This is a genomic window from Roseibium sp. AWQ4_290 (assembly GCF_056160985.1).
The window spans coordinates 145,243-159,277 of record NZ_JBSWYG010000001.1 but is presented as its reverse complement, the minus strand read 5'-3'; the positions used below and the strand labels follow the sequence as shown (position 1 = coordinate 159,277).

Genomic DNA, 14,035 nt, shown 5'->3' with positions numbered 1-14,035 from the left:
GAAAGCTGGTGGCCGGTTTCGGGGTCTCCGGGTCCAGGGCCTCGGGGAAGAACCGCCGAAAGGTGGTGCGGTTACCGGCAAAGGTGATTTTCGGAACTTCCCCCGGCTCGGCCGTGGGCAGAGTCAGAAGCAGCCACGGGCTGAGCTTGGTCATGCGGCTGTCGCGGATCATGATCCCGCTGTTTTCCTTCCAGGTGTCAAGCAGGAACTGGGCCCGTTCCCCAGCCAGCCCGTTTTCCACATTGGAAAGGGGGAGCGGCTCAACAAAGGTAGGTTTGCTCATCAATCTGTCCAAACGGTTCCGGGTTCGGCTGGAAGCCACGCTGGATTGCTTCGGCAAATATATCTGTTCGTGCCGCAACGGCAAGCTCAGCCCGTTCCGCGTCGCTCAACAAGCTGGTCTGTTCATGGTTGAACATGTTGAAACAATGAAAATCGAGCAGATAGAGGCAGTCATATCGCGCCGCGATTTCAAACAGCTCCAGAAATGCCAGCTGTTCTTTGGTAAAGTCCTGTTCGCTCATGCGTCTTGGGTCTCGCTTTTTCTCCAGGGAACCGGTGCAGTGCCTACAACACGCGGCCTCGGGATTACTTCTGTAATTTCACCAGCGCTTCGTAAACAAAGAAGACGCTGTCCAGGAGTTCGAACTGGTTCATCTGCTTGTCTATGGGCCAGCGGCTGTTTTGTTCCACAACGCTTTCAAGGGCTTTCAGATAAAGCTCCTTGTCCAGGCTTTGTCGGTGGCCGGGGGCTTCAGGGGAGCCGCCGCCGGGCAGGGGCGCTCTCAGTTCCTGTGACAGAAGCAGCATATGCTCGGCGCTGAGGGCCTGTTTGCCCTTCCGGATCCGGGACACGGACGCAGGCGTCAGGCTCAGGAGATCGGCGATCTCCCTGTTTTTCAGGCCACTGGCTTCGATGGCGTCATTGGCCCAGCTGGTAACGTTGAATCGGGGCTCGCCCACGTTTGCCTGCATGTTGCATGTCCCGTAAGGATCTCTTGCCAATCTGCTAACGAAATTTACGCTTCCTGGCAGGTCATTGCAACCGTTACGGCAGATGAATTGGTCCAGGTGCAGGCCGGAATTATACCACCCGCAATAAATATGAGCCTATTCGACCGTGACATGAGAGCGTTCAGCAAGGAGCCTGCCACAGGGCGATGTGGGGCATCGTCCAAGTCGCGCGACACGGCGGAACGCTCTCATGTCGCGGCCTTCGGTGGCTTTTTCAGACCCGCCGGGCTGTGTCACGCCTCTGGCCCGGCCAACCAGGCCGACCTGCATGCCTTTCCTTGCCGGAGAAACTGAAAAACTCATCGAATAAGTTCCTGTTTGTTGAGGTTGGTATTCCGCTCTGGATTAAACATGCCTTCCGCAAGAATGACCGCGCTGCGGCGAGAGAAACAAACACCCCCGGTTGCCGGGGGTGTTCCGATTTTCTGTCAGAGGACGGGCCCCTTATTTCATGCCAAGTTGAAGACGCAAGGTTTCGGCAAGATTTTTGACGGTTGTCTGCGTATCCGCACCTTCGGTGATTTCCACCAGAGCAGCTGCGATCAGGTCTGTCACGGCAACCCCTTCGGCGCCTGGATAAGCGTACCAGGGGCCCGCATAGTTGGCGACCTGGGTATGGGCGATGAGGGCGTTCGGGTTGTTTTGATAAAATGCGCCGAGATAAGCCTTGTCCTCAATGACCTTGGCATTGGCCGGAGCATAGCCGGTGTTTTCCACGATGATCTTCTGGCCTTCCGGACCGGTGACAAAGGAGATGTAGTCCCAGGCCGCTTTCTGTTTGGTGGCATCATCAGTCAGAAGCACGATGGCCGAACCGCCGGTCGGGAAATAGACCTTCTCCTTGTCGGCAGCAGCAACCGGCGTAGGCTTGACGGTGAGGTCAAAGGCATCACCGGCGCCATCTTCAAACCGCTTCTGCAGGGAAGAGCTTTCGAACATGATGCCAAGTGTACCGGCTGGAAGCGCCTGGCGGGCCTCGTTCTGGCCATAGGACTTCATGCCCGCTTTCTTTGCGAAGCGCTGGTAGAGATTGGCTGCGGCGATGCCTTCCTTGCTGTCGAAGGTAATGTCGGTTTCGTCCGCATTCATCGGCCGGCCGCCATAGGAGCCGAGCAGAGACTGGTAGCGCCAGTCGTGACGGCCGATCCAGATACCATCGATCGTGTCGCTCAGGGCATCGATTTTGGCCGCCAGCTCGATCACACCGTCAAAGGTGGTCGGGAAATTGTCCATGGAACCGCCAGCCTGTTCAACCAGGGACGGATTGACATACATGACCATGGTGGAGGCGGAAGTGCCAAGAGCGTATTGAGCGCCTTTATAAGAGCCGAGGGACAAAAGAGCCGGTGTGTAGCCCATCTCGTTGGCCTTGCCACCGATGAAGCTGTCGAGCGGATGGATCAGGCCCCGGTCTTCCAGAATGCGCCAGCGATTGAGGCCAACATAAGCTACGTCGGGAGTGTTGCCGGCAACGGCTTCACGCAGCAGACGCTGCACGCCGTCAGCATAGCTTTCCGCCGGTCCGTCCAAAGTGATCTTGATGTCCGGATGCTTTTCCATGAAAGCGGCGGCCAGCTTGTCCTGGGTTTCGGCCCAGATGGTCGGGATGGCGTAGTGGACACGGAGTTCTGTCTGTTCGGCGCTGGCGGCTGTTGCGGCCAGGCTGAACGCTGCTGCAATAAACAAGGTCTTCATGAGGAAAGCCTCCTGGGTGGATGAGAGAGGGCCCGGTTGGCTCCGGACTTGTCGGCATGCATTATTCGGCTCATCCCTTCAGGCCTCCAGTTGCGAGGCCCCGGGTGAATTGACGCTGGGCGGCGAGGAACGCGAGCACCAGCGGTGCAGTAATCAAGGTGGCGGCAGCCATGAGCGGGCCGACGTCGTTTCCCGACTCCTCGTCGCGAAAATAAAGAATGCCGCGCGGCGGTGTCGCCAGATCCGGATCGGTGGTGGCGATCAGCGGCCAGAATAGATCATTCCAGTGGGCGGTGACGGAAAAGATCGCGAAGGCGGTTGCAGCGGGCAGGGCAAGGGGAAAGGCGATCCGCCAGACAATCGCGGTTTCGCTCAGCCCGTCGACCCGGGCTGCATCGAACAGCTCCGCTGGCACCTGGGCAAGAAACTGGCGGAACAGGAAAATGCCGAAGGCCGTTGGCACGAAAGGCAGGATCAGAGCCCAATAGGAGTTTAGAAGGCCGAGTTTGGCAAAGCCCAGAAAAACGGGAATGGCGGTGACATGAAACGGCACCAGCAAGGCTGTGAGGACCAGGGAAAAGAGCACGGTCCGGCCCGTAAAGCTGCGCTGGGCAAGGGCATAGGCGCAAGGGACAGCAAACAGGATTTGGAACACCAGAATGCCGCACACAACGATGACCCCGTTCAGGAGATAGCGCGGCACATTGGTTTCGGTCAGCGCCTTGGTGAAATTGCCCCATTCAATATGGCTGGGGAGGAGCTGAAAGGAGGTCGTGAAAATCTCATCCGGGGGTTTGAGGGCCAGAGACAGCATCCAGAAAAACGGCAGCAGGATAAAAGCCGCGCCGATGAGCAAAAGGGCGAGCGACAGGGCTCTTGCAAACACGAGTTGGAGGGTCAACGGTAATGGACCCTCCGTTCCACGAGACGGAGCTGTATCAGCGTCAAGGTCAGCAAAAGGGCAAAGAACACCACGGTGATGGCGCTTGCGTAGCCCGCTTTGAAATAAACAAATCCTTCCCGGTAGAGCGCATAGACCAGTGTGTCAGAGGCAAAGGCCGGGCCGCCCTTTGTCAGGGTGGCCACGGTTTCAAACACACGGAAGGCATTTGTGGCCGTGACAACCAGAACAAACAGCGTCGTTGGACCGAGCATTGGCCATGTGATGGTCCAAAAGCGCGGCCAGCCACTGCCGGCTCCGTCGACTTCAGCCGCGTCATACAGCTCTGGCGGGATGGCGGCGAGGCCTGCCAGAAACAGGACCATATTGTAGCCGACGGTCTGCCAGATGCCGATCACGGCAAGGGTGTAGATCACGAGCCCCCGGTCGCTGAGCCAGTTCTGCGGCGCCTCGCCCAGAGCGGCAAGGGTCTGATTGACCACGCCGAGCGAAGGGTGCAAGACCATTTGCCAGGCGACCGACATGGCCACCAGGGTTGCTGCTACGGGCAGGAAATAGACGGAGCGCAGCACCGTGGAGAGTGAAGGAGCCCAGTCCGTCATCCGGTGCAAGCCAAGGGCCACCAGAAGGCCGAGTGCCAGAGCTCCGGGAATAACGATGGCTGCATAAATCAGTGTGTTGACGATCGCGCGCCGTCCGAGGGGTGACCCGAACAGGTTCTGGTAATTGTCCAGCCCGATCCAGGCAAAATGCGAGGCGCCGAACTGGTAGTCTGTAAAGGACAGGAGTGCGACAATCGCAACGGGTACGAAGATGAAGACCAGCAAGGCAAAGGCCGCCGGACCGACCAGCCAGGCAGTTGTCAGGGCCTCACGCAGGCGGATGGACAGAGAAGAGGACGGAGCAGGAAACCGGCTGGTCATGGCGCGGCCTGCTCTTCCAGGCGCTTGCCTGAGTGCGGGTCGAACAGGTGCAGCCGGTGTGCGGCAACGCCAAGGCGGATCTCGCTGCCCGGTGCAGGGACCTGAAAATCTCCTGGAGCGATTGCCTGAAGTGCTGTGCCTTTGACTGTGCGCAGGGCAAGGATGGTTTCGGACCCCAAAAACTCCGCCCCGTGGAGGCGGGCTGTCAACGCACCATCTGCAGCCGGGGCGAGATGTTCCGGGCGAATGCCGAACAGCGCCGGAGCCGTCTTTGCAACGTCCGGCGGCAGACCGTCTCCGGGTTCGAGAAAATTGATGGAGTTGGTGCCGATAAAGGCCGCAACCTCCCGGCTGGCCGGGCGGTTGTAAAGCTCTCTTGGGGTGCCGGACTGGGCTACCTCTCCCTTGATCATAACGATGATCCGGTCGGCCATGGCCATTGCTTCGGCCTGATCATGGGTGACGTAAACGAAGGGACGGCCGGTGCGCCGGTGCAGACTGGAGAGTTCGGCGCGCATACGCACCCGCAGTCTGGCATCAAGGTTTGAGAGAGGTTCGTCCAGAAGAAAAAGGGCCGGATCGCGCACAAGGGCACGTCCAAGGGCGACGCGCTGTTTCTGACCGCCGGAAAGACTACCAGGTTTTCTGGTCAGAAAGGGGGTCAGGTCCAGGCTCTCTGCCGTTTCCAGAACCTTCTTCCGGATCAGTTCCCGGGCTGAACCGCTGCCCGGGACCAGACGGCCCAAGCCGGGCAGACGGCTGAAAGGTCCCAGATGGCGCATGGTGAGCGGCAGGGCAATGTTCTGAAACACCGTTAGATGCGGATAGAGCGCGTAAGACTGGAACACCATGGCAATGTTACGCTCATAGGCCGTACGGTGACCGACATCGGTTCCGTTCAGCAGCACCTGACCATGTGTGGGCCGGTCAAGGCCCGCCATGATCCGCAATGTGGTGGACTTGCCGCACCCGGATGCGCCTAAAAGCGCTGTAAAGCTGCCCTCGGCAATGCACACATGAATGCCGTTGAGAACCGTTGCAGGGCCGAAGCGTCTGGTGACGTCCTGCAATTCCAGTACGGTCTGTAAGGTCATGTTCATGGGCGCCAGTTAATGTAAGATATCTTACATTAATACGCGTGGCATGTAGTTATGATGACAGTTTGGCGCGCGCCAGAAGATGTGTGGCCAACCTGTTGACAGCATCTTCAGGTGACTGTGCCAACTCCAGTCCGTCCGCATGGGGGGCTCCGAGTAAACCGATTACGGGTTTGGAAAAGTGCAGACCGTAGGCTATCTCGCTCAAGGTGCCGTAGGACCCGCCGACGGCAATCAGAACTTCGCAGGATTTGGCAATGATCATGTTGCGGGCTTCATTGAGACCGGTGGCAATCGGCAGGCTGATATAGGGATTGGCCATGCGCCAGTCATGGTCGGGGACCATCCCAACTGTCAGGCCGCCAGCCTCCAGACATCCTTTGGCTGCAGCCTGCATGACTCCAGTTTTTCCACCGCACATCATGGTCAGGCCGAGCGTCCCGAGCTTGGCGCCAATGGTCTCTGCCGCCGCCAGCTGGCCGTCCGTTGCCTCGCGGGGGCCGATCAGGCCGACGGGCAGGCGTCTGGCCCCGCCAGCCCCGTTTAAACAGGTGAGGGCCTCAAGGGCTGTCACCTCACTGGCTTCAGCCGGCCGGGGGGCGGCCTTCCAGGTCCACGACCAGGGGTCCAGCCTGGCGTGAGCGTCGTAAAGTGTGCCCTGGTGGAAAAAATACTGTTTCTGGCCCATTGGCGACTTTCGCAAAATTCTGTAAGATAGTTTACAAACCTTGCATAGGAAGCTGACAGTTTCATGAACCGACTGCTACCGACCCCGGCCTTCAGTGAACGGCAGAACCGGATCATTGCCCTGACAGAGCAGCAGGGCTTTGTCACCATCGAGAAACTGGCCGAGGAGTTCGGGATGTCCGCCCAAACCGTGCGGCGGGACATTATCGCTTTGGCCGAGGCCGGCCGTTTGCAACGCTTCCATGGTGGGGCAGGGGCGATCGGGGACCTAGAGACGATCCGGCTGGATCATGGCCACAAGGAACGGATGGGGGTGGAGGCAAAGCTGGCGGTGGCCCGCCAGGCCAGCGGCTTGATCCCGGATGGAGCCAGTCTTTATCTCGATGTGGGCACGACCATTGAATATACGGCCCGTCAGCTGAATGGCCGCAGCGGCCTGAAGGTCTTCACCAACAGCATCCGGGCGGCCCTGAGCTTTGACCCCAAGCGGCATGATGTGACGGTTCTGGGCGGGCGTATGGCCGGGAAGGATGGTTCTCTCGTGGGAGAGGATATTGTTCTTCTGTTGAACGGACTGACGCTAGACTATGCGCTGATCGCCTGTTCTGCGATTGATGCACGGGACCGGGTGATGGATTTTGACCTGTCGAAAATCGCGGTCAAAAAGGCGGCAATGGCCGCTGCCAATTGCTCCATGCTACTGGCGACTCCGTCCAAATTCGGGCGCACGGCGCTGTCGACCCTAGCCAGTCTTGACGCGTTTGCAAAGGTTGTCACCGGCGAGGCGTGACATCTGCACACTCACCCCGGCTCCGGCCTGTTTGGCCTTTGAACGCCCTGGTCCTCTCAAGGGGCTGGTCAGCCGCCGCCCAAGAGCATGATCAGGGTGCCGGCAAGGGTCAGCAGCACATTGGCCAGCGCGTAGGTGCCCGCATAGCCGAGGGCCGGAACCGTGCTGTTTGCGGCCTGCTGGACAATGCCAAGGGCGGGCGTGCTGGTCATGGCACCGGTCAGCGCGCCGAGCAAAAGAGCAGGGTTCATGCCCAGAAACAGCCTGCCGAAAGCATAGCCGCACAGGAGGGGCAGGCAGGTGACAACGATGCCGGACAGGAACAGCACCGGTCCGACGGAGCCCAGTGCGTCTGCTATGCCGCCGCCCGCATTGAGGCCGACACCGACCATGAACAGCAAGAGGCCAAGTTCCATCAGGATGAAGCGGGCCGCAGCAGGCATGCGGCCGAAGGTCGGGCGGTTGGCACGCAGAAAGCCGACGCAGATCCCGGCCACCAGAAGACCGCCCGCCGTGCCGATGCCCACATCAATGGTGCCGACCTTGACGGTGATCTGGCCGAGCAGCAGGCCGAAGACTATCCCCGCGGCAAAGGTGAGCAGGTCCGTTTCAACTGCCTTGCGGTCCTCGGCACCGATTTCGGCAATGGCCCGGTCCAGCGCCCGGCGCTCCCCGGTCAGGATCATCACATCGCCCCGCTGCACCACGGTGCCAGGGGAAAGCGGCAGCTGGATCTGAGAGCGGGTTGTCCGGACCAGATAACAGCCGTGTTTTTCATAGATTGCCAGCTCTTCCAGGGTTTTGCCGACTGCACTTGGGTTGGTCACGACCACTTCAGCGACATCTGCCACAGCGTTAATCAGGTCGGCATCCAGGACTTCGGCGCCCAGGTGATACAGTTCGCGCGCCCTGGCGTGCTCGTCCGGGGTGGCAAAGACAGCGATCTTGTCGCCGCTTTCAATGACGGTCTCCGGCGTCGGTTTGATCAGCTCCGCGCCCCGCTTCAGCCGGTAGAGCGAGCGGAAGCTGACGGTTTTAGCGGCCCGGGCCGCCAGCGCCTGGGCGATGGTGAGCCCGTTCAGGTCCGGGGCGTCGATCAGATAGGCGCGCAGGATTGGCCGTTCGATCTTGTCTTCTGCAGCGTCTGCCCTGAAGCCACGCTCTTTGGCAAAGGTCTCTGCAGCACTGGCCAGGTCAACGCGCAGCAGGCTGGGCAGCAGCTTGACCACGAGCAGCAGCCCGACCGTGCCGAAAATATAGGTGATCGCATAGGCAACGCTGATGCTTTCGATCAAACCGTTGGTGGTCTCGCCTGCGGGCAGGTCCACAAGGCCGGAGGCAACCGCGTTTTGCGCGCCCACGAGGGTGGGGGTGCTGGTCAGGCTGCCTGCCATTAGCCCGGCGGCAAAGGCATTGTCCAGGCCGGTCATCCAGGCCAGCGCGAGCACCAGAAGGAAGGAGCCAGCACCCATGAACACGGTCAGGACCAGATATCTGGGCCCGTCCTGGCGCAGAACGTTGAGGATCTGCGGTCCGGCCTGCCAGCCGACTGAATAGATGAACAGGGTAAAGCCGATGGATTGCACAACCGGGTCAATTGTGTAGCCGTAGTGACCGAAGACAAGGGCACAGAGCAGCACGCCGCCGGTCACGCCGATCTCGAAGCGGGCGAAACGGATGTTGCCGACAAGATAGCCGACTGCGATGATCGTGAATATCACAAGCACTGAATCTTGCCGGAAAATCTGCGAAAAGTCGATTGTCATTGGTTTTGTCTTGTGTCGCGGGCTTCGGGCCTCTGTCCGGCCGGATCTTAAGGGTGCACAGCCAGGACGTGTCCTGCTCAAGCTGAGTGAGGACCTTCTCTTGTCCTCTCCAAAGGGCGTCATCCCCTGGGCGATGGTTGCGTCAAAATCATGGCACAAGCAAGAATTTTGCCCGTCCGGCTATTGCGCAGCTTCCGCCGGGTAGTGTTGTTCCAGAAGGCTTCCGGTGCTGCGATAGTGGCTGAGCAGCAGTTTCCAGGTGGTATCCGCGTCCCGGTCAATGGCCGCGTTCATGATATCGGAATGTTCCCGGCCAATGTCACGGCCGGAATAGTCGAAGGTTTCCCCGGCCAGATACCGGTAGCGGAGCATCAAGTCGTAGAGCTGGTTGCAGAATTTCAGCAGCACCGGAGACGGACAGGCGGCGAGCAGGGCGATGTGAAAGTCTTTGTGCAGATCCTCGAAATACTCCATCTTGGCGCGCTGCTGGCGTGTCAATTGGTGATGGGCTATCACCAGCCGGTGTTCCCATTCTGCATCCGCATGGGCGATGCTTTCCCTAAGCGCCCGCTCTTCCAGCAGGTAACGAAGGGTCATGACTTCGGTGAAGTTGGCATTGCTAATCTCTGCGGTGCGGAAGCCGCGCTGGTCCAGCCGCTCGACAAGCTGGTCGGAGACCAGCAGGGACAGCGCTTCGCGGACCGGAGACCCCCCCATATCCAATAGGGCCCGCAAGTCTTCAATCTTCAGCTTTTTTCCCGGTTGCAATTCTCCAACCAGGATCATGCGGCGCAACGTGAGATAGGCCCTCTGGGTGGCAGAGGCTTCATGAGCGGAAGCTGACAGCGGTTTTGAAGTCATTCTAGGTGTATCGATTTTTTGCAGGTGGCTGCCTTTGATCGTTCTTTGTGGCGAGGTCCCGTTGGGACATCTGATAATTATTGCAATATATGAAATTGAAGGGAAAGAAATAATCAAACCCAAAATCTATTAATTTGATCAAATAATTTCCCGCGCGGGGAGCCAGCCGGTTCAGACCAGCGTCCGGTCCTTCTCTTTGACATGCGAGAAACTGCGGACTTTCAGAGCGGAGAAACAGGCTGTATAGAGACCCTTTGATCAACAGTCTTTGTTCTCCTGCCGATCAGGAGGCCGAAGGGGCGGGGCTGGTTCGATGCAGCGGCAGCCCAACAGCCCGGGAAAAAGAACGAAACCAATGAGTGATTTTCTGGTCGCGGCCCTATATCTGTTCACGCCGCTGGACGACTATGAAGAGATGCGCGGCGCGCTCAAGGCTTTTTGCGTCGAGCAGGATGTGCGCGGCAGCCTGCTGTTGGCCCGGGAGGGCATCAACGGCACGATCTGCGGCCCGGAAAAGGGTGTGCGGACCGTGCTGGCGCATTTGCGCGCCGATCCGCGCCTCAAGGATCTGACCCACAAGGAATCTTGGACCCATCGGCATGTGTTCAAGCGTATGAAAGTACGCCTGAAACAGGAAATCGTCCGGCTGGCGGTAGACGGCATCAACCCGAACGAGACCGTCGGGGAATATGTCAAACCGGAAGACTGGAACGCCCTGATTTCCGATCCGGATGTCGTCGTGATTGACACCCGCAACGACTACGAATTCGCCTTCGGGACCTTTGACAAGGCGCTGAACCCGCAAACCCAGTCTTTCCGGGAGTTTCCCGGCTGGGTGGAGGGGCAGGAGACATTGAAGGCAAAGCCGAAGGTCGCCATGTTCTGCACAGGCGGCATCCGCTGCGAAAAGGCGACTGCCTGGATGCTCAAAAACGGCTTTGAGGATGTCTATCATCTGGAAGGCGGCATTTTGAACTATCTGGAAAAGGTGCCCGAAGAGGAGAGCCTTTGGAAAGGCGAGTGTTTTGTCTTCGATGATCGGGTGTCGGTGGACCACCAGCTGAAAGCGTGCTGGGGCGAATGGGTTCCCGAAGAAGCCCGGCACATTATCAATGAAGACACGGATTATGAGCTGGGTGCGCGCGGCGACAGCACCGGTGCTTCGGCCGCACACGCGTGTCCTCCCCAAAAGATTGCGTCTTAACGGGCGTTAACTTTTTGCTTTTCAGGTGCGGGTCACTGCCCCTAAGCTGACGTAGCGGAGTTTTTCCGCGCCAGACTGGGGGAAAGGTCATGCGTCGCAGGTTCTGGAGCGCGCTTGGCGCGCTGTTAATTACACCGTTTTCGTCATTTTCCGTTTGGGCCGGGGGCCAGCCGCTGGCCTGCTACCAGCAGGCCACGGTGCCTGCGGTCTACAAGACCGTGCAGGAGCGCGTGCTGCTCAGGGCTGAAAGCAGCCACACGGTGCGCAAACCGGCGGTCTATGGATATCAGACCCGCAAGGTTCTGGTAAAGCGGGAGCGGGTGAGCTACCGGGCAACACCGGCCGTCTATCGGACCCGCCACCGGCAGGTCATGGTGCAGCGGGCCAGTGTTGGCTGGGAATACCGGATCATCAGGGGGCGCAAGACCCTGTGCAAGGTCAAGCACCCTGCCGTCTATCAAACCGTGAGCGAACAGGTTCAGGTGCAGCCCGCCGGCCGGATCAAGATCCGCCATCCTGCAGTCTACAGCCTGGTGAAAGAACGGGTTCTGGTGGAACCTGCCTCCAGCTATGTGGTGCGCGAACCGGCGGTCTACCGGACCGTTAGCCGCAAGGTCCTTGTGCAACCGGCCCGCACCGTCTGGCAGCCGGTGAAGCTTCGGGGTTGCCGGTAGGGCCTGACGGCCCCGGTCATCATCAATTACGCTATGTATAAATGGTGTCTTGGGGTCAGGCTTCTGCAATGCGCCATATGCCGGCGGTGCTTGTTATGTTTGGAATGAACGCCCCGGAATCGAACGGCAGTCCAAACCCCGGGTGGGAAAACAAGTCGCCTTTTTCAAAGCTGGCCGCATGAAAACGCAGCACTGTGTCTTCTCCTCCTGAATCCCGGGAAGCGTGTTCAAACAGTCCAACACAATAGAATGCGACCATGCCCCGTGCCCAGTCGATGTCGTTGAGGCAAAAGGGCTGTTTGACCTGCAATTTCCAGTAAAGCTGTTCGGTGTCCGTGCTCATCGAAGCGATTCGGTCAGATACTTCCGCTGCCTTTTGCGCAACCTTGTATTTGCTGAGCTTCAATCCTCTGGAAAGCGTCAATCCGGAGAACGTGAACCGTCCTGTCCAGTCGGCGCTTTTGCTGCGGAATTCAAACTCTGCTGTCTGTGACCAAACCGGCAAGACGGTGGCTGAGGCCGTTTTGAACCGGACTTCCCAATCATCGGCAACCGTGTTGAACACAGGGGGGCTCCCCTCGCTTCAGTCTCGTGTTGAAAAATCATCCGCCAGGCAGGTTACTTTTGGAAGGCGGCCTGCTGCAAGTGGCATGGCGGTGTCGGCTCAAACCATTTGCGGTCTGGCAGGGTCACGGACGCAAAGGCATGCAAGCGGAGCTGTGCTGCATCCGCTGTGTCGCTGCATCCGCTCTGCCTGTACCGGGGTGCATAAATCGGGGTCTAAACCTTGAATCTATGCGTCTTTAGTCCGGTCCGGCCATGGCCTTCTACGAGGAACAGGCCGCCGGAGAGCGTGTCCGGTTCAAGAGCGGTCGGGTCCGAGGGCTGTTTGATGCTGGTGACGACAAGCTGATCCAGCTTCGGGCCGCAGAAACAGGGCATGGTCGGTTTGTCGACCGGCATTTTGATCGCCGCCAGCAGATTGCCGTCCGGGGCGAAACAGTTCAAAAGTCCGGCCGATACGCCCGCACTCCAGTAATTGCCGTCCGCATCGACCGTCGCCCCGTCCGGACGGCCGGTTTCGTTGGTCTGCTGGGCAAACAGCATTTTTGAGCCAAGGGCCCCCGTGGCCGCATCAAAGGCGTAACATTCGATCCAGCCGGGGGAGGAATCTGAATGATACATGTAGTTGCAATCCGGGCTCCAGGAGAGACCGTTGGAGCAGGACAGCTCGTCCCGGATTTCCTCGACCCGGCCGCTGCCATCGATCCGGTACAGTCCGGCAATCGGCTCGCGCGGGGACTGGATGTCCATGGTGCCGACCCAGAAGGCCCCATCCGGGCCGACCTTGCCGTCATTGAGGCGCGTGCGCGGCTGGTCCGTCTGGACGCTGGCCAGAGGTTCGCTGGCGCCGCTGGCCGGATCGAACAGGAGCACCTGGTCCCAGACACACACGATCAGCCGGTCATCCTCTGTCAGGCCAAATGAGCCGACCTCATTGTCGAAGGACCAGCTGGTGAGTGTCCGGCTGGCCCAGTCGAGGGACTGGATGGACCTGCCCTGAATGTCTGCCCAGAGCAGCCGGTTGTGTCTGTCGTCCCAGGTCAGGCTTTCGCCCAGCTGATAGGTCGTGTCGAGAAAACGGGTAATCGTGTGGGACACCGTGGCAGGTTCCTTGAAGGGCCAAGCAATTTGTGCCGGAAACGTTTTTCGCCGGCAGGGGTGGAAGCGGACTATATAGGCGCGGGCTTGCGGCGTCGAGACTTCAGCGCGGGCGGGTTGGCGGGACCGGAAAACGCCGGCGGCCCGCTTCTTACGGCGTCTCTTCCAGCGGGATGGCCGTGCGTTTGACGATCGGCCGGATGGCGAAGGAGGACTTCATTCTCAAGACCCCGGGCAACTGGGACAGGTGGTCCCGGTGGATGCGTTCAAAATCAATCGGGTCGGCGGCGGTCAGGCGCAGGATGTAATCCGCATCACCCGCCATCAGAAAGCACTCCATGATCTCGCCGGAGCGGGCAACGGCCCGTTCAAAACTCTCCAGGGTTTCCTTGGACTGCCCGGTCAGGGAAATTTCGACAAAGACGTCCATGCGGCGTCCGAGTTTGCGCTGGTCCAGAAGCGCAACGTAATTCTCGATGACCCCGGCATCTTCCAAGGCCCGCACCCGGCGCAGGCAGGCGGAGGCGGACAGGCCGACCCTGTCGGCCAGATCCGCATTGGCGATGCGCCCGTCCTTTTGCAATGTGTCGAGGATCTTCCGGTCGATCCTGTCGAGTTTCATCATGATGCACCGCACATATTGCTCTGGTTTCCTTATATTCTGGTGATATATGCGAGAAAGTATCAAGGCAACGCAATAAAATTGTGCCTGTTGGCGCTGCGCAGCCCTGGAACGCAAGCACATTCGATCAGCGAGGGGG

15 protein-coding genes are annotated in these 14,035 nt (G+C 59.4%); 3 read left to right on the top strand and 12 right to left on the bottom strand.

Going from position 1 to position 14,035, the window contains the following annotated elements; genetic code table 11:
- Positions 1–260: 260 nt before the first annotated feature.
- The 7 genes from ACXAH0_RS00690 to ACXAH0_RS00660 form a co-directional block, all read right to left on the bottom strand.
- The gene (locus tag ACXAH0_RS00690) at positions 261–524 is read right to left on the bottom strand and encodes a hypothetical protein (protein WP_475172672.1); all 264 of its coding nucleotides are present in this window, start codon (positions 522–524) and stop codon (positions 261–263) included.
- A gap of 64 nt (positions 525–588) precedes the next feature.
- A complete protein-coding gene (locus tag ACXAH0_RS00685) occupies positions 589–975 on the bottom strand; it encodes a helix-turn-helix domain-containing protein (RefSeq protein WP_475188326.1) in 387 nt (128 codons plus the stop codon).
- A gap of 483 nt (positions 976–1,458) precedes the next feature.
- A complete protein-coding gene (locus tag ACXAH0_RS00680) occupies positions 1,459–2,709 on the bottom strand; it encodes an extracellular solute-binding protein (RefSeq protein ID WP_475188325.1) in 1,251 nt (416 codons plus the stop codon).
- Between the two features lie 70 nt (positions 2,710–2,779).
- Positions 2,780–3,610, bottom strand: a complete 831-nt coding sequence (locus ACXAH0_RS00675) for a carbohydrate ABC transporter permease (protein WP_475188323.1) — start codon at positions 3,608–3,610, stop codon at positions 2,780–2,782.
- Entirely contained in the window at positions 3,607–4,533 is a 927-nt protein-coding gene (locus tag ACXAH0_RS00670) for a carbohydrate ABC transporter permease (RefSeq protein WP_475172681.1), read from the bottom strand. The genes ACXAH0_RS00675 and ACXAH0_RS00670 overlap by 4 nt, the downstream gene beginning before the upstream one ends.
- The gene (locus ACXAH0_RS00665) at positions 4,530–5,627 is read right to left on the bottom strand and encodes an ABC transporter ATP-binding protein (RefSeq protein ID WP_475188320.1); all 1,098 of its coding nucleotides are present in this window, start codon (positions 5,625–5,627) and stop codon (positions 4,530–4,532) included. The genes ACXAH0_RS00670 and ACXAH0_RS00665 overlap by 4 nt, the downstream gene beginning before the upstream one ends.
- 55 nt (positions 5,628–5,682) lie before the next feature.
- Positions 5,683–6,318: a TIGR00725 family protein gene (locus ACXAH0_RS00660; RefSeq protein ID WP_475188318.1), complete on the bottom strand. Its 636-nt coding sequence runs from the start codon at positions 6,316–6,318 to the stop codon at positions 5,683–5,685.
- 63 nt (positions 6,319–6,381) lie between these two features.
- On the opposite strand from ACXAH0_RS00660, the gene ACXAH0_RS00655 reads away from it, so the two are divergent.
- The gene (locus ACXAH0_RS00655) at positions 6,382–7,107 is read left to right on the top strand and encodes a DeoR/GlpR family DNA-binding transcription regulator (RefSeq protein ID WP_475188315.1); all 726 of its coding nucleotides are present in this window, start codon (positions 6,382–6,384) and stop codon (positions 7,105–7,107) included.
- A 68-nt stretch (positions 7,108–7,175) separates the two neighbouring features.
- Here the strand turns inward: ACXAH0_RS00655 and ACXAH0_RS00650 are convergent, their stop codons facing one another.
- Both ACXAH0_RS00650 and ACXAH0_RS00645 read right to left on the bottom strand, forming a co-directional pair.
- Entirely contained in the window at positions 7,176–8,873 is a 1,698-nt protein-coding gene (locus tag ACXAH0_RS00650) for an aspartate:alanine exchanger family transporter (protein WP_475188312.1), read from the bottom strand.
- 180 nt (positions 8,874–9,053) lie between these two features.
- Positions 9,054–9,734, bottom strand: coding sequence for a GntR family transcriptional regulator (locus ACXAH0_RS00645; RefSeq protein WP_475172691.1), 681 nt, complete (start codon positions 9,732–9,734; stop codon positions 9,054–9,056).
- Between the two features lie 355 nt (positions 9,735–10,089).
- Here ACXAH0_RS00645 and trhO point away from each other — a divergent pair, with 355 nt between their 5' ends.
- Both trhO and ACXAH0_RS00635 read left to right on the top strand, forming a co-directional pair.
- Complete coding sequence (gene trhO, locus ACXAH0_RS00640; RefSeq protein ID WP_475188311.1) at positions 10,090–10,938, top strand: oxygen-dependent tRNA uridine(34) hydroxylase TrhO; 849 nt, start codon at positions 10,090–10,092, stop codon at positions 10,936–10,938.
- A gap of 89 nt (positions 10,939–11,027) precedes the next feature.
- Positions 11,028–11,612 carry a hypothetical protein gene (locus ACXAH0_RS00635; RefSeq protein WP_475188310.1) on the top strand — a complete coding sequence of 195 codons (585 nt, stop codon included), beginning with the start codon at positions 11,028–11,030 and terminating at the stop codon, positions 11,610–11,612.
- 55 nt (positions 11,613–11,667) lie between these two features.
- Here the strand turns inward: ACXAH0_RS00635 and ACXAH0_RS00630 are convergent, their stop codons facing one another.
- The 3 genes from ACXAH0_RS00630 to ACXAH0_RS00620 all read right to left on the bottom strand — a co-directional run bounded on the left by ACXAH0_RS00630 (position 11,668) and on the right by ACXAH0_RS00620 (position 13,896).
- Positions 11,668–12,177, bottom strand: a complete 510-nt coding sequence (locus ACXAH0_RS00630) for a hypothetical protein (RefSeq protein WP_475188307.1) — start codon at positions 12,175–12,177, stop codon at positions 11,668–11,670.
- Between the two features lie 215 nt (positions 12,178–12,392).
- On the bottom strand, positions 12,393–13,274 hold the full coding sequence (locus ACXAH0_RS00625) for an SMP-30/gluconolactonase/LRE family protein (protein ID WP_475188305.1): 882 nt from the start codon (positions 13,272–13,274) through the stop codon (positions 12,393–12,395).
- A 151-nt stretch (positions 13,275–13,425) separates the two neighbouring features.
- Positions 13,426–13,896 carry an Lrp/AsnC family transcriptional regulator gene (locus ACXAH0_RS00620; protein WP_475173007.1) on the bottom strand — a complete coding sequence of 157 codons (471 nt, stop codon included), beginning with the start codon at positions 13,894–13,896 and terminating at the stop codon, positions 13,426–13,428.
- Positions 13,897–14,035: the final 139 nt, after the last annotated feature.

Excerpts from the sequence above, each read along its gene's own strand:
- ACXAH0_RS00685 (WP_475188326.1), bottom strand. The coding sequence starts at position 975 with ATGCAGGCAAACGTGGGCGAGCCCCGATTCAACGTTACCAGCTGGGCC.
- ACXAH0_RS00670 (WP_475172681.1), bottom strand. The coding sequence starts at position 4,533 with ATGACCAGCCGGTTTCCTGCTCCGTCCTCTTCTCTGTCCATCCGCCTG.
- ACXAH0_RS00650 (WP_475188312.1), bottom strand. The coding sequence starts at position 8,873 with ATGACAATCGACTTTTCGCAGATTTTCCGGCAAGATTCAGTGCTTGTG.
- ACXAH0_RS00645 (WP_475172691.1), bottom strand. The coding sequence starts at position 9,734 with ATGACTTCAAAACCGCTGTCAGCTTCCGCTCATGAAGCCTCTGCCACC.
- ACXAH0_RS00665 (WP_475188320.1), bottom strand. The coding sequence starts at position 5,627 with ATGACCTTACAGACCGTACTGGAATTGCAGGACGTCACCAGACGCTTC.
- ACXAH0_RS00620 (WP_475173007.1), bottom strand. The coding sequence starts at position 13,896 with ATGAAACTCGACAGGATCGACCGGAAGATCCTCGACACATTGCAAAAG.
- ACXAH0_RS00690 (WP_475172672.1), bottom strand. The coding sequence starts at position 524 with ATGAGCGAACAGGACTTTACCAAAGAACAGCTGGCATTTCTGGAGCTG.
- trhO (WP_475188311.1), top strand. The coding sequence starts at position 10,090 with ATGAGTGATTTTCTGGTCGCGGCCCTATATCTGTTCACGCCGCTGGAC.
- ACXAH0_RS00635 (WP_475188310.1), top strand. The coding sequence starts at position 11,028 with ATGCGTCGCAGGTTCTGGAGCGCGCTTGGCGCGCTGTTAATTACACCG.
- ACXAH0_RS00655 (WP_475188315.1), top strand. The coding sequence starts at position 6,382 with ATGAACCGACTGCTACCGACCCCGGCCTTCAGTGAACGGCAGAACCGG.
- ACXAH0_RS00660 (WP_475188318.1), bottom strand. The coding sequence starts at position 6,318 with ATGGGCCAGAAACAGTATTTTTTCCACCAGGGCACACTTTACGACGCT.
- ACXAH0_RS00680 (WP_475188325.1), bottom strand. The coding sequence starts at position 2,709 with ATGAAGACCTTGTTTATTGCAGCAGCGTTCAGCCTGGCCGCAACAGCC.